The following is a 14,523-nucleotide window of genomic DNA, read 5'->3' on the forward strand; positions in this document are numbered from 1 at the left end:
ATAGAAAATAATTTGATGATATCTAGTTTTGAGGGAATAAGTTCTCTTATAGTGTGGTGGCGATAGCCTAAAGGATACACCCGTTCCCATGCCGAACACGGAAGTTAAGCTTTAGCACGCCGATAGTAGTTGGGGGATCGCCCCCTGCGAGGATAGGACGTTGCCACGCGAACGAAAGAACCCAGTGATTGGGTTCTTTTTTTATTGCCATTTTCTGCGAAGTTCGCGATAATGGACTTATGCCGCTTTAGCTCAGAAGGTAGAGCGTTTCCATGGTAAGGAAGAGGTCGTTGGTTCAAATCCAATAAGCGGCTTATCAGCAAGCTTTTCACATTTTCGTCTAGAAGGAACCGCACTGGAGTCGTATTCCGGTGTGGTTCCTTTTTTGTTAAAGACTAAGCAGAAAACCTGCGATTTTAATCGCGGGATGAATGCCAGAACTTAATAATATTTTTCGAAACATACGTTCCCCTAAAGTGCTAGATATGGTATACTTGACCCAATCTACAGGGGAGGTATCCATTGGTTGAACTAGGACGAACAATCAAGCTGAGACTCTATCCAGACACGAATCAAGCGGAACAATTTTTGGCAATGAGCCAGGAATATCAACGTGTAGCTAATGTTGTTAGTCAATGGATTTTTGACCATGAGTTTCAGTTAAGCTGGCTAAAAATCAATCACTATCTGTACAAAATATTCAGACAAGAATCACCGCTCAACAGTCAGATGGTCCAATCTGTTTTTCGGACAGTTGTGGCTCGCTACAAGACCGTCCGAGAACAAATGAAGCAGCATCCTTACCGTTACCAGAACGAAGAAAAGGAGTGGGTTCAAGTTCCTAGAGACCTGAACTGGTTGGTGAATCCCATCCAGTTTCGTCGGCCACAAGCAGACTTGGTACGTCAGAGTAATTACTCTTTTGTAGATAAGATGCAACAGATCTCAATCACCACTCTAGGTAAACGAACTAAGTTGAGGTTCACTGATAAAGGATTCGAGAATTACTTCACCGACAACTGGAAACTGGGTACCGCTAAGCTGGTCCACACCCAGGGTAAGTGGTTTTTGCATATTGGTATCACAAAGGAAGTTAGTGATTTCAATCCCAAGGATATCCCGCAAATTGTGGGTATTGACTGGGGCCTGCGCTTTCTAGCGACTATCTTTGATAGTGAAGGCAAGGTACTATTCTTTGATGGTCAAAAAATCTTACTTAAGCGAAAGAAGTTCCTGGAGATTCGTCGGCAACTACAAAGTAAAGGTACCAAGTCTGCCAAGAAAAAGCTGAAGCGACTAGCGCAACGAGAGAACCGCTGGATGACTGATGTGAATCATCAGCTAGCTAAGACACTCGTTGCACGATACGGTTCGCATACACTTTTTGTCCTGGAGGACTTAACCAACGTAACATTCAACACCGATGACTTACCTAAGTCCCTTCGGAATAGCCATCGCTCTTGGTCCTTTTTCCAGCTAGAGTCTTTTTTAACATACAAGGCTCAGGCCATTCAGAGTACCGTTGTGAAAGTGAATCCAGCATTTACCTCACAGAGATGTCCGAAGTGTGGCCTAGTTGAGAAGACTAATCGTCATCACGAAACTCACGAATATTGGTGCGCTCAATGTCAGTATCGTTGTAATGATGACCGATTAGTCGCAATGAATATTGAGATGCTTGGTCGAGATTGGTTAAACGGTATCAAACGACCAAAGATTAAGAAGCTAACAGCTATTGGGTAAAACTAGTAGTTAAACGGGTAGCCGTCAATTACCCGATGATGTTGCCACTATGAGTAGGAGTGCCTTAAAGGGTATGTTGGACTACTGTGTCGTCAGACACGTGAGCGACAAGCCTCTGAATTCATTCAGGGGCAATTGACTTGGTCTAGGATTAAGGAAAAGTTTACGCAGATTTTGCGCCATTTTTGAACGCTTAACATCGTTGATGCCAGCTAAACTGCTAAGGTATGGCGTGGTGAAGCGACATCAGAATCCTAATGATCCACTGGGGGCTGTGCACGGTTCTAATGCGGAACGAAAGGCAGAATACCAGAACAAATGTCACAGGGTAAATAACTTTGGATAAGAGCGGTTAATATCATGGGAAACCTTGTCTTCCTTGCGTTACCGGCTGTATACTTTAGCTGTAACTATTTTTAAGGAGGATGAAATTTTGACAACTAAATGGGGAATTGCGGTTGGCTTGTTACTGGGCTTGCTTAGTACGACTACCGGACTCGCAGCCACGACGCAACCGGCAAAACAGATGACCGTACATTACCAATCAACCACGGGAAAGACTCTCAAACCCGCTAAGCAGATTACGACGACCGGTGCTACGGTTCAAGCTTATGGCAGTCAGTTTAGTGCTAGTGGGACTGGGACTTTTGGTAACGGTGGCACCGGATACGTTAAAAAGATCAAAGGCTACGTGCCATTTTCACTGAAGAAGGCTTATCATTACAGTCAACTACCTACCAAGGTGACCGTGACCTATGTGAAGGAGTCCGTCCTCAATAAAAAAGTCGCTGCGAGTTACCTTAAGCAGTTTAACGCCTACCGGAAGAAGCAAGGCCTTCAACCGTTGAAGCACCGGAAGAGCCTGCTGAAAAAGGTGAACGTCCGCGCGCATGAACTCTGGATTCGCGATGATCATATTCGGCCTAATGGTAAATCCTACAACGCCAAGATGAGCGGTTATGCCGAGACCATGGCAGAGTTACCTGCCTATTACACGCCAGCCGGCATGATGGTTGGGGGCCTCGGGGCCAATCTGGTTTACAATGCCAAGGGCCACATTAGCTACAAAGGGACTGCTCAGACGGCCGTCAACGAGTTGATGACCGTTGACAAGTTACACCGGGATACGGAGCTCAATACCTGGGCCCATTATAGTCAAGTTGGGTTTAGCTTTGCCTCCGACGGCTCAGCCATGATGGCCCAATTGTTCCAAATTTAGGTTAGGAGATCGCATATGTTTAAGCAACTTAGTTTAGGACTCGCTGTCGGCTTAGCAGTCTTGGGCCTGGGCGCAACTGCCCAAGCCGCTAGCAGCCAACAACTCGTTTCACAAAAATCGGTGACCCGGTATGGTCAGGTGACCGGTAACGTTAAGGGCAAGTTGTATGCCTTTAAGACCACTGGTCAGGCATTAACCTTAACGGCGACCCATCAGTTGAAGAATTATCCGCACACGGCTTGGATCGTTAGCAAGACTGCGGTTATTCAAAAGACGAACGGTCAGCACTATCGGTATAGCTACGTGACGTCAACCAGTTCCAAAACCAAAAAGACGGTGAGTGGCTGGGTCTGGGCGCACTATCTCAAGACGCCAACGACCGTTAAGCTCGGCGCGCCCTATGTGAGTCAGCAGGCGGTGAAGGCCTGGATGGGGTGTGAGTCGGCCAGTTTACTTGAGGGCCTACACTACAAAGGCGTTTTGACTTCCACCGGCCTGGTCGCCTTTATGAAACACCTGCTACGTAGTAAAAATAATAATCCCAATAATGGGTTTGCCGGGAGCCCCTACAAGGTGACGCCAGGGGTGTTCCAATCCATTTTTCCTAAGCCACTGGCCAAGTGGGGGAACCGGTATGAGCCGGTTAAGAACATTAGTGGGGCCAAGTTGGCTAAGTTACGCGCGCAACTCCGGCTACATAATCCCGTTGTGGTCTATGTGACCTTGCACTTTGCCAAGGCGCAATATGGCCATTATTTCTGGGGCACTGGCATCAACAACAGCCACGTGATGCTACTCGACGGCTATAAGTCTGGTGCATACCATGTGGCCGATCCGAACCATGGCAAATATTGGGTCAGCGCCAAGAAATTTGCACGGAGTTATAATTACAAACATTTCGCCGTTGCTGTTCAGTAAGAGATAGGAGGATGAACATGTCAAAGTGGCCAAAAATTTTTACCGGGTTTGTCGTTGCTCTCGGATTACTGGGACTGAGCCAGGCGGCCAGTGCTAGCAGCTATACCGTTAAATCTGGGCGGACTTATAATTCCCGCATTGTTCGGAGCAAGGGGTGGCGGCTATGGAATCAGCCGTACACCAAACAAGCCAAAGCGTTAGGTAAGACGGGAAAGCTTAGCGGTCAGTTGGTCCAAGTGGATCAGGTGGCCAAGCAAGGAAAGGACACGTATTTTCAGATCAGTCGGCGGGGGCATAACTACGGTTGGCTCAATGCTCAGGGATTGAAAAAGACCAGTCGTTATGTGTTGCCGTACACCTACACCAGTCAACTGTACCCGCTGTACGCGCCTAATGCGTGCGAGGCGGCCAGCATGAAGATGGCGCTGTCGGTCAAGGGAATTGCGACCAAGACCAGCTTGAAGACCATCATCACCAAGATGCCCAAGGCCAAGACACCTAGCAAGGGGTTCGTGGGTAATCCGTACACGGAGAGTCGTCCAGGGGAGACCCGGACCATTTATCCCAAACCGCTAACGGCCTATACCAAAACGTATGATGCCCAGGCTAAAAATATTACCGGTGCTAGCAAGCAACAGTTGATCACGGAAGTCAAACGCGGCAATGCCGTCATCTTTTCTGGGGCTTGGCGCATGCAAGGATTCCGTCCCTATCACGTTTTAGCGCTAGTTGGCTATCAACGCGGGCAATTTTTAGTTGCTGATCCGTACATGAAAAAGAGCTGGCCAAATAAAACTTATTGGACCAAATCGTCAAACTTTATGAAGGTGTACCAATCCCGGTATTCACGGGCAATTACGGTACGTTAATTAAAAAAATGGAATCACCGTTCGAAGGCGGTGGTTCCATTTTTGATTGTGTGCAACGAATTGTGTTTTCTTCTGCGTATCAACCTGATAGGATGTTAATTATCGGAGAGAGAACAACAGACAATCAAATTTAAAAATTTTGGGGGAAAAGAAAATGACACAACACGTACGCACAAGTTTATGGTTAACGGCGGCAGCGACTCTGGTGGGGGCCGGAATGTTGATGACGGATGACCAAAGTAAGCACGTCTTTGCCGCTACGGTGGATGCCCAACACCGCGTGGTCGAAACCGGTGATTTAAAACCCGGCGACCGGTTGGACAAAGAAATGACGAACACCTACTTACAAGACATTGTTTTGCAAGCGCTTAATCGTGAAAATCAAAGCCGGAAAAAATGGCAAGATTTTTCTGAAGTTAAAGTTCGGGACGTTGCCCACATCAAGCGGTTGGCCATTTCAACGGAAAACACGATTTACGGGACCAATATTCCAACCGGTGAATTCACCTTGAACGGGTTGAAATACTTCACCGACTTGGAAGAACTCTCGTTGGATGGGTCCGTTCGGAACTTTGATGACAAGAACCATTTCACAGCTGGTCAAAAGCCCGTTTGTCAGGGACAGGGAAAAATTACCCGACTGAAGCAGCTCGAACGACTCCACAAGCTCAAGTCAGTCGACCTAAGCAACAACATGATCAGAGACATTAGCTCGTTGGCCGGGCTACCCGAATTGTCGGTGCTGCGGCTTGAAGGCTGTCGCATCAAAGACTTCTCCCCACTGAAGGGCACGAACTTTGAGGTTTTGAAGCTGGCTGGGCAGGTCATCACCGATAATAGCCGGTTGAAGGGTCAGACAGTCAACGCCCATCTGGCCAACGACTTTATCTGGGTCGATGGCACGAAGAAGCAGATGACCGCCGCCCAAGAATTTGGTATCACCTCTTACTATCAGGAATACCGCAACGAGCTGGGAGAATGGCAAATGACGACGCGTTTCTACAAGCCGCGGTTCAGCGGAGGTAAGGCAACGCCCAACACGCAGGATTATGGCCTGGATTTCAAAGACTTAGCCGTCCAGGAAAAGGTGCGGAAGACGGATACGATTGGTGAAGGTAAGGTTGCTAATGCCGGTCAAGATAACCGGTACGCCATGATCGGTGAAGTATTAGGGGATGACGGCAAGCCAATTTGGACGTACATTGACACCTACTCATCCAACGTTTATCCAGCGCCAGTCACGGTTTCTTACGTTGATGAAAACGGCAAGACCTTGAGCGAAGACGTCGTGTTGAAGGATAATTTAGGTGTGGCATATACCGCGGAAGAAAAGAAAATTGCCGGCTACAAACTGAAAAAGGTTGAGGGCCAAGCAAGTGGGACATTTACCGAGGAAAAACAGGCTGTGACCTTCGTTTATGAAACGGATGGAAATGACAGCGGTTCCAATGGTAGCGATAACAACGGTGATGGTGATACAAACACCGGGAATGGTAATGATGGTTCCGATGCTGGTAACGGCGATGGCGGTTCTGACGCTGGGAACGGCGATGGCGGTTCTGACGCTGGGAACGGCGATGGTGGTTCCGACGCCGGGAACGGCGATGGCGGCTCCGATACTGGGAACGGTGATGGCGGCTCCGATGCCGGGAATGGTGATGGCGGCTCCGATGCCGGGAATGGCGATGGCGGCTCCGATGCTGGGAATGGCGATGGCGGCTCAGGTGCTGGGAACGGCGATGGCGGTTCCGATACTGGGAACGGTGATGGCGGTTCCGATGCTGGAAATAGCGATGGCGGCTCCGACGCTGGGAACGGCGATGGTGGTTCCGATACTGGAAACGGTAATGGCGGTTCCGACGCTGGGAACGGCGATGGTGGTTCCGATACTGGAAACGGTAATGGCGGTTCTGACGCTGGAAATGGTAACGGCGGCTCTGGATCAGGTGGCGGTAACGATGGCAACGTGACTGGCCCTGGTGGTAATGGTTCTGGCAACGGCGGTAGCAACGGTGAGGACAATGGTTCTGACGGTTCGGATGGTTCCGGCGATGGCGGTTCTGGTTCCGGCAGCGGTGACGATGGAGATGAAAATGATACTGGTGTAGATGGCGATTCCGACGGTGATGACTCTGACGACGGAGACGGATCTAACAACGGAGATGGCTCTGGTAACGGTGATGGTTCCGGCAACGGTGACGGCTCTGGTAACGGAAACGGTTCTGGTGATGGAGACGGCTCCGGTAACGGGAATGGCTCTGATAACGGTGATGGTTCCGGTAACGGTGATGGTTCCGGTAACGGAGATGGCTCTGGTAACGGAAACGGTTCTGGTGATGGAGACGGTTCTGGTAACGGAAATGGTTCCGACAACGGGAATGGTTCTGGCGATGGAAACGGCTCTGGTAACGGAAATGGTTCTGGCGATGGAAACGGCTCTGGTAACGGGGATGGTTCCGGTAATGGGGACGGCTCTGGTAACGGAGATGGTTCCGGCAATGGAGACGGTTCTGGTGACGGAAACGGTTCCGACAACGGGAATGGTTCTGGCGATGGAAACGATTCCGGTAACGGAAATGGTTCCGACAACGGAAACGGTTCTGGTGATGGAGACGGCTCTGGTAACGGAGATGGTTCCGGTAATGGAGACGGCTCCGGTAATGGAGATGGTTCCGGCAACGGGGAAGGTTCTGGTGATGGAGACGGTTCTGGTAACGGAGATAGTTCCGGCAACGGAAACGGTTCTGGTGATGGAGACGGCTCTGGCGATGGAAACGGTTCTGGTGATGGAGACGGCTCTGGTAACGGAGATGGTTCCGGCAACGGGAATGGTTCTGGTGACGGAGATGGATCCGGCAACGGAAACGGTTCTGGCAACGGGGACGGTTCTGGCGATGGAGAGGGTTCTGGCAACGGGGACGGTTCTGGTAACGGAAACGGTTCTGGCAACGGAGATGGTTCCGGCAACGGGAACGGTTCTGGTGACGGAAATGGTTCCGACAACGGGAATGGTTCTGGCGATGGAAACGGTTCCGGCAACGGAGATGGTTCCGGTAACGGGGACGGCTCTGGTGATGGAGACGGCTCTGGTAACGGGGATGGCTCTGGTAACGGAAACGGTTCTGGCAACGGAAATGGTTCCGGCAACGGGAACGGCTCTGGTAACGGAAATGGTTCTGGTAACGGAGATGGATCCGGCAACGGGAATGGTTCCAACACCGGCGACGGCTCTAACTCGGGTAACAACACCGATGATAATAACAACGATACCGGTGTTGGTTCAGGTAATGGCTCTGGTAGCAACTCGGGTAACGGCAACACAGGTGGTACCGGCAATGGCAACAACAATGGTAACACCGGGGGTTCCGGTTCCAACACTGGCGGTAACAATGGCAATGCTAACGGTAATAACCAAGGCAGCGGGAACACGGGCACTGGCGACGATCACAATGCCGGCAATAACAACAGTGGCATCGGAACTGGGAACACCACCGGTTCAGGTAACGGCACGACCGACGTCAGCACGGGAACGACTGGCAATGGGACCGGTAGTAGCACAACCGGTGATACTGGCAGCGTGACGGGAACGGTAAGTCCTGACGATACGGGTGACCAAAACGTTACAGGTTCCGCGGCAGACACGTTAACGGGTGGGACGTCATCGACCAACGACGATGCACCAACCGGGCTAAGTTACAGCGGGTCTGGTTCAACCGGCTCAACGGGGTCAACTGGCGGTAGCGGCTCCGGTAGTTACGGCCACAGTGGCAGTACAATTGGTGGGCAGACCGCGAACGGTATTTTACCACAAGCCAACGAGCAACAATCTTCTGCTGCTTGGGTAGGTGCCCTGTTAACGGTCCTTACACTGGGTGGCTGGAAATTGGTCAACCGCAAACGGCGTCAGAGTTAGCACGCATACGCGCAGAATAGAAGCGTTAGGGGACACTGAAAAAATGGGTGTTATACAGAGTCCAAATCCAGTGGTTACCTGATATAGTGAACAAAAATATTTTTAAAATTAAAGGAGGCTAGCTATGAAATCAAAAAAGCCGACAGCACCGGTTGCTGGGATAACGACCGAGCAGTGCGGCGAAACGGGACCAGCTAAAGACACACACAAGTCGTTGCGGACTGGGGGAGTCCCGCTGCGACAACCAGCGACACCGTTGGTTTGGCTGGGAACACTGTTGGCGGTGCTACGGGGGCGCCAACAAGAATCAGCGAAGCAAGGTAAGGACTAGCAACGCCAAAGAGTAGCGGAAATGAAAAGGTATGGCCCTGTCAGTTGACGAGGTCATACCTTTTTGTCATGAATCAATTTGACTGTGTTGTTGGATATGTGCCCAGGCGCGCTGGAGCTCCTGGGTGTAGGCGTTGAAGCCAATCTGTTTGAGGTGTTCATGGGCAGCTGGTAGATCAAAATAGGCCACCCGCTGGAGTTCCTCCGTCTGAATCGTCAGTGCGCTTGCTGGCTGGTCCGTTTGAAAGGCGAACCAGGCCTCAATCCAGTGAGAATGGGGCTGGAGTAGATAGTTGTCCGCCGGCGTGACCGGTAAATCCAGTCCCAGCTCCTCCGCCATTTCACGGTGCATGGCGGCCGTAATGGTTTCACCAGCGACGACGGAGCCGCCGACGGAACAGTCCCAGCAATCGGGAAAGTTCAGCTTGTTGGGCGACCGCTTTTGCAAGAGCACTTCGCCCGCTGGATTGAAAATAAAGGCATCCACGACCAAATGAAATTCACCGGCTCGCACGGGATTGCGCCGCTGTTGTTGACCGACGCGTTGTAGGCGCCGATTATAAATATCCCAATACTCACTTAACCGATCCGCGGCCATGCCGGTCATCTCCTTACCTTTTAGTCTAGCGTACCACTTTTAGGACAAAACGTTGACCGTTAAATTTATTGAAGAGCTTAGGCTTCGTCGTAACGGGTAATCTCGAACTGGTGATTTTCATACTTAGCCATGTAGACGTCCCGCACGTTCTGAACTCCGTGTTGCTTCAGTTGCGCTAAGAGCCAAGTTTCATCGTGGCTCATCAATTCCAGAACGTCGTAGTCAATCTGCCCGTCCACGATGACCGGGTAGCGAATGGAGCCGTCACCTTGCCGGAGCACAGTTAAGCTCCCATTTTGCTCGACGATAGCCCGTTTAACGTCATCAATTTGGTAAACGCCCGCCGTTCGGAGTTTGAAATCAATTTCCTTGGCGGATAAATTGGCCTTTAAACAGTTGTGGACCAATAACTGGCCGTTGCGAATCACCGTGATGGGACCGCCGTCAATGAATTTGCCAACGGCCCGGACGTGAATCTTGAGGTAGCGGGTGACCAGTATCAGCAGTGACCAAATCAGTAACACCATGATGAACTGGATTAAGGTCACGGCCGAGTTATAGATGACCCCACCAACGATTCCCCCTAAGACATAGTTTTGCACTTGGTCGATAGCGGAGGTGGGGGCTAGGTTGCCTTTCCCCGAGAAATTGATCAGCAGAGTCATAAAAATAAAACCAACGAGCAATTTAATAAAAACATCTGAATAAACGAACATAGCTTACTCCTTTACCAGTGTGATCTTCGGCCGGTGTAACTGGACCTTTTCCAAAACGTAGGCGGACCCATCAGCGTTGTAATCCAAGCGGTAATAGCCTTGCGGGGCCTTGATCAATAAATTGGTATTCGTATTGGTCGCGTTGACCGCCAACTGGGTGGGGGCCACGTGCAGCTGTTTGGCGACGGTGGTGACGGTACTGGTAATCTCACCGGTCTGTTCGGTTGCCGACCGTAAGGAAACCAGACTATTGATTTGAAAGCCCAGGACGAGTAAAAGTAGGGTCCCGGTAATAATACTCATATCTTTATATTTAACGTTCCACCGGTGGCGTAAGTAGTAAACGAACAAACCAATGAAAACAATCAAGAGGGCAATTAGTAGGCCAATGCGGGCGTATTGCCAGGTGTTGTGATGATTGGTTAGATACCCATAAGTATAGAATGTCATCGTGTACTCCCTTCAATAGTTACTAGGGGTTATTTTATCACGAAATGGTGGTTGCGGGTCGGACTACGTTTGCGGAAAAGTCGTTTCAATCGTTAGATATTCAGCTGACTTGCCAACCCGGCCAATTAATATTTTAATTAAGAAACGATTAGAGTATAATGAGAATATTTACATTAGGAGGGACCACCATGGACGTTCAAATCACGAATCGCCAGTCGGTCATTCAAATTGTTAAGGCCGCTAGCAGCGACATCATTGGGACACTTGGTGGCGACACCTTCAGCTTTGCCCTGGGACTCATGCTGTTACATACGACCCACTCCGCCATCAGTTTTGGCTTGGGATCGATTATTTATCCGCTGGTCGGTTTACTGTTGGTCATGCCGGTCGGCAACTTAGTGGACCGCCGGCGCCATAAGCCACTCTTACTGACCAGTCGGGGCGTGGCCTTGCTGGCGTTCGTCGGGTATGCTTTATTAGCGAACCGCGTCAGCAACGTCATGGCATTGGCGGTTGTGGTGCTAACCATCCTTGCCTGCGCAGACAAAGTGACCTCGACGACCTATACTGCGTCGATCCACGAACTGGTCAACGACGAGCACATTAAAACGCTCGCGACGATTGAACAGGCGGCAACGGCGGGAATCCAGTTGATTTCACCGGTGCTGGCCGCCGCGCTGTATGGCTGGATTGGCTTTGAAGGGATTGTGGAAGTCGAAATCGTAGCCGAGAGCTTGACCTGGTTGATTGCCTTGAGCATGCACTTCCATCCCCTGAAGGCCACGGACGAAGACGAGGCGGACACGGACAAGACTCAGTGGCAACAATTTAAGGTCGGCCTGGTCTTTATCCGGCGCCACTTCACACTCTTTACCATCGTGACGATCGGTATTTTTCTAAATTTCTTATTCTCTTCGATCGACGTCGGCTTGCCCTACGCCATCGTGCAGACCCGCCACCTGGGCAACGCCCGCTTGAGCTGGATTTTAAGCGCCTTTGCCGGTGGGGTCCTGGTCGGTAATTTAGTCCTGTCGGTGCTGCCCCGGTTTAAAAATGTACTGGTTGCCGTCTTACGGTTAGCCATGCTGTTGGGTGTTCTGATTGGCGTCATCGGTGGGCTCTTCCTGGTGCCCATCTCCAGCTTCCTGCTGGTCGCCAGTCTGATTGGTATCTCCTTTATCATCGGGGGGATCCTGGCCTTCGTCAACACGCCGATGTCGGTCTACATGCAGATGACCGTGCCCACCAAATTACTGGGAAGAGTCGGTTCGACGTTTTCCACGCTGCTGCAACTGGCCCTGCCATTAGGGACGGCATTTTACGGGTTTGCCTTTCAAAAGGTTTCAGCGGGCCCCATTTATTTGGCGACCGGGATTGTCATCGTGGTGTACATTGGCGTCAATTACCTCGCCGTTCACCGGCATGCCGGCACGGAACAAAATACGCCTGATTGACCCATTTTCGTGCTAAACTCGGAGACGTAATCGACACGAAATGGAGGAGTCTGACATGCAAGAATTTGATGTTGTCATCATCGGCGGTGGCCCGGGTGGCCTAGCCGCAGCTTATGGGTTACATGCGCGCGGGATGAACGTCGCCGTGGTGGAAAAGGACCTGTGGGGTGGCACCTGTCCCAACCGGGGATGTGATCCGAAGAAGATTTTGATGGCCGCGGTGGAGGCTCAGGGGCGCAGTGAAGCGCTCCAGGGTCACGGTCTCACCAGTGTGCCCCAGCTGGATTGGCCAGCCTTAATGGCCACCAAACGGGCGTACACGGCGAAGATTCCCAGCGGTACCCAGGGCGGCCTGCAATCCGCTGGTATCGCCAACTTTCACGGGACCGCTAGCTTTAACGCCGATGGCACGTTGACGGTGGGCGAGACGCAGCTGACCGCGACGAACTGGATCATTGCGACCGGCCAAGAACCTCATTTGCCCGCTATTAAGGGGCAGGAGTGGTTACGGACCAGTAATGATTTTCTGGACCTGGACAACCTTCCGGCAGACATCACGTTGATGGGGGTTGGGTTTGTCGGCGTTGAGCTGGCGGCCATCGCCAGTGCCGCGGGTAGTCGTGTCCACCTGGTTCACCACAGCGACCGGCCATTACGGGCCTTCGATGGTGACCTGGTCACGGACTTATTGGCCCGGTTAACCGCTGAGGGGGTCGATGTCAAATTAAGCACCGACATCACCGAGGTGACGCCAGCGGATGATCAATACCGCGTCACGACGGCCACGGGTGAGAGTTGGACGTCAGATTTGGTCTTTGCCACGGCAGGTCGAACGCCGGTTACTGCGGACCTCCGCTTGAATCGGATTGACGTGGTCACCAGTCGGCATGGCATCAAGGTCAATGGCCAGCTCCAAACGACTAACCACCATGTCTTTGCCATCGGTGACGTGGTCGACCGGCCACAACCCAAGCTGACGCCGGTTGCCGGTTTTGAAGGTCAGTACCTGGCGGATACCCTGGCGACGGGGGATGCGGCGGCCATTGTTTATCCAGCAATTCCGTCCGTCGTTTACGGCAAAACGCAACTGGCCCAGGTGGGCGTCACGACCGCCGAGGCGGCAACAGCACCCGACAAGTACCACGTTACGGATTTGGATTTGACCCACTGGTACAGCTATCAGCGGATTCAGGACCCGGCGGCACGGATCAAAGTCGTGGTCAATCAAATCAGCGGCAACATTGTGGGGGCGACGATTCTCAGTAGCGAGGCCGAGCAGGTCATCAACTACTTGGACTTTGTGATTCAAAATCACATGACTACGGCAGACATCAACCGGATGATCACGGCCTATCCAACACTAGCTTCAGACCTGACTTACTTCAATTAAGCTCTGTTTAGATTGGTGGTTTGCAGCGCCTCCGGGCTGGTGAAAACTGGGCCTGGTCGTGTCCGTTCCCGGCGGCGGATTCAAAGTGCCCTGCTGTGGGGCCGGTTCCAGCCAAAGGGCGGGCTTCCACCTCAACTTTGAGCCTGAGGGGCGGTCTCAAAGGTTGTCCCATGCTCTAAGCTGAGTGAGAAACCTCAGCTAAGACCATCGACACAGCTGGTCGCTTTGATCCGCCTCTGGTCACTCCCACGACCGGCCCAGTTTTTCCAGCCCTGCGGCTCACACGGATTTAGCCCGCTGAATTGCGAGTAGCCGTTCTGAGTTGTTGGTTTTGGCTGTTTGGATGGTCATCGTCTAAATAAGGTCGTGGCTCGTCTCTGGTCGTTCCCTTGGCCGGCCCAGCATTTCCAGCCTTGTGGTCGATACGGAATTTAGCCCAGTCTATTTGAGTTATTAAATTGATGGTCCAACTACTTCAGATGTTTTGAAGTGGCTGGGCCTTTTTGTGATTGATTGGGGATTAGCTATTCAGAAGTTGAACCGATTATTACTATAGTGGTTGTCATTATGAATTTTTGAACGCAAAATTGCACAGACTATGGGGTGAGAAGCTGATTCGTCACAGCTGTAATAACTAGTAGAAAATATATAGCCAATATCAGTGACCAGAGGGGAATCAAGCTGAGTACCGTTCCCCACAGCAGGGCTGCTTGAATCCACCGCCGGGAACGAACTGGTCAGGCCTATTTTCAGATTGCGCGGTTACCCAAGTAACTGAATGGTTAGCGGCCATTGCCCCCTCGTAAGCGTGGTACACTGGCGGCAATTCCAGGAGGGGGACTGGCTAATGTGGGGGTTAGAACGGAAAAAGCGTGTGTGTAGTTTTTGGTTTAGTTGGTTTTTGTTATTGCCCGCAACGAGTT

The 14,523-nt window shown here is 51.4% G+C and carries 11 protein-coding genes, 1 tRNA gene and 1 rRNA gene; 10 read left to right on the forward strand and 3 right to left on the reverse strand.

All coding sequences use genetic code 11. The annotated features are described in order from the left end of the window. Window positions 1-52: 52 nt before the first annotated feature. The 8 genes from rrf (at window position 53) to JUF13_RS09390 (ending at window position 8,993) form a co-directional block, all read left to right on the forward strand. Window positions 53-169 (forward strand): 5S ribosomal RNA (gene rrf / locus JUF13_RS09355). 72 nt (window positions 170-241) lie between these two features. Next, window positions 242-314: transfer RNA gene (locus tag JUF13_RS09360), tRNA-Thr, on the forward strand. Between the two features lie 208 nt (window positions 315-522). Further along, on the forward strand, window positions 523-1,743 hold the full coding sequence (locus JUF13_RS09365; protein ID WP_203639410.1) for an RNA-guided endonuclease TnpB family protein: 1,221 nt from the start codon (window positions 523-525) through the stop codon (window positions 1,741-1,743). A 433-nt stretch (window positions 1,744-2,176) separates the two neighbouring features. Further along, window positions 2,177-2,962: a CAP domain-containing protein gene (locus tag JUF13_RS09370; protein WP_225893680.1), complete on the forward strand. Its 786-nt coding sequence runs from the start codon at window positions 2,177-2,179 to the stop codon at window positions 2,960-2,962. 15 nt (window positions 2,963-2,977) lie between these two features. Next, window positions 2,978-3,880 (forward strand): C39 family peptidase, encoded by a 903-nt coding sequence (locus JUF13_RS09375; RefSeq protein ID WP_203639412.1) that lies wholly within the window; start codon window positions 2,978-2,980, stop codon window positions 3,878-3,880. A 17-nt stretch (window positions 3,881-3,897) separates the two neighbouring features. Then, window positions 3,898-4,749 (forward strand): C39 family peptidase, encoded by an 852-nt coding sequence (locus tag JUF13_RS09380; RefSeq protein WP_203639414.1) that lies wholly within the window; start codon window positions 3,898-3,900, stop codon window positions 4,747-4,749. A 154-nt stretch (window positions 4,750-4,903) separates the two neighbouring features. Beyond that, the gene (locus JUF13_RS09385; RefSeq protein ID WP_203639416.1) at window positions 4,904-8,662 is read left to right on the forward strand and encodes a MucBP domain-containing protein; all 3,759 of its coding nucleotides are present in this window, start codon (window positions 4,904-4,906) and stop codon (window positions 8,660-8,662) included. 124 nt (window positions 8,663-8,786) lie between these two features. Next, the gene (locus JUF13_RS09390; RefSeq protein ID WP_203639417.1) at window positions 8,787-8,993 is read left to right on the forward strand and encodes a hypothetical protein; all 207 of its coding nucleotides are present in this window, start codon (window positions 8,787-8,789) and stop codon (window positions 8,991-8,993) included. Window positions 8,994-9,059: 66 nt separating this feature from the next. Here JUF13_RS09390 and JUF13_RS09395 read toward each other — a convergent pair whose 3' ends face one another. From JUF13_RS09395 to JUF13_RS09405, 3 genes are all read right to left on the reverse strand, one after another. Continuing rightward, window positions 9,060-9,590: an NUDIX hydrolase gene (locus tag JUF13_RS09395; protein ID WP_203639418.1), complete on the reverse strand. Its 531-nt coding sequence runs from the start codon at window positions 9,588-9,590 to the stop codon at window positions 9,060-9,062. A 77-nt stretch (window positions 9,591-9,667) separates the two neighbouring features. After that, window positions 9,668-10,306, reverse strand: coding sequence for a DUF421 domain-containing protein (locus JUF13_RS09400; RefSeq protein ID WP_203639419.1), 639 nt, complete (start codon window positions 10,304-10,306; stop codon window positions 9,668-9,670). Between the two features lie 3 nt (window positions 10,307-10,309). Beyond that, window positions 10,310-10,756, reverse strand: a complete 447-nt coding sequence (locus JUF13_RS09405) for a DUF3290 domain-containing protein (protein ID WP_203639420.1) — start codon at window positions 10,754-10,756, stop codon at window positions 10,310-10,312. A gap of 188 nt (window positions 10,757-10,944) precedes the next feature. Here JUF13_RS09405 and JUF13_RS09410 point away from each other — a divergent pair, with 188 nt between their 5' ends. Continuing rightward, window positions 10,945-12,210 (forward strand): MFS transporter, encoded by a 1,266-nt coding sequence (locus JUF13_RS09410; RefSeq protein ID WP_203639421.1) that lies wholly within the window; start codon window positions 10,945-10,947, stop codon window positions 12,208-12,210. A 55-nt stretch (window positions 12,211-12,265) separates the two neighbouring features. Then, window positions 12,266-13,600, forward strand: a complete 1,335-nt coding sequence (locus JUF13_RS09415) for a dihydrolipoyl dehydrogenase family protein (protein ID WP_203639422.1) — start codon at window positions 12,266-12,268, stop codon at window positions 13,598-13,600. Window positions 13,601-14,523 lie beyond the last annotated feature (923 nt).

Origin of the sequence: Levilactobacillus wangkuiensis (genome assembly GCF_016861605.1) — a bacterium.
GTDB lineage: Bacteria > Bacillota > Bacilli > Lactobacillales > Lactobacillaceae > Levilactobacillus > Levilactobacillus wangkuiensis.

Coding starts and splice junctions, on each gene's coding strand:
- JUF13_RS09395 (WP_203639418.1), bottom strand. CDS start 9,590: ATGGCCGCGGATCGGTTAAGTGAGTATTGGGATATTTATAATCGGCGC.
- JUF13_RS09415 (WP_203639422.1), top strand. CDS start 12,266: ATGCAAGAATTTGATGTTGTCATCATCGGCGGTGGCCCGGGTGGCCTA.
- JUF13_RS09400 (WP_203639419.1), bottom strand. CDS start 10,306: ATGTTCGTTTATTCAGATGTTTTTATTAAATTGCTCGTTGGTTTTATT.
- JUF13_RS09405 (WP_203639420.1), bottom strand. CDS start 10,756: ATGACATTCTATACTTATGGGTATCTAACCAATCATCACAACACCTGG.
- JUF13_RS09410 (WP_203639421.1), top strand. CDS start 10,945: ATGGACGTTCAAATCACGAATCGCCAGTCGGTCATTCAAATTGTTAAG.
- JUF13_RS09375 (WP_203639412.1), top strand. CDS start 2,978: ATGTTTAAGCAACTTAGTTTAGGACTCGCTGTCGGCTTAGCAGTCTTG.
- JUF13_RS09390 (WP_203639417.1), top strand. CDS start 8,787: ATGAAATCAAAAAAGCCGACAGCACCGGTTGCTGGGATAACGACCGAG.
- JUF13_RS09380 (WP_203639414.1), top strand. CDS start 3,898: ATGTCAAAGTGGCCAAAAATTTTTACCGGGTTTGTCGTTGCTCTCGGA.
- JUF13_RS09385 (WP_203639416.1), top strand. CDS start 4,904: ATGACACAACACGTACGCACAAGTTTATGGTTAACGGCGGCAGCGACT.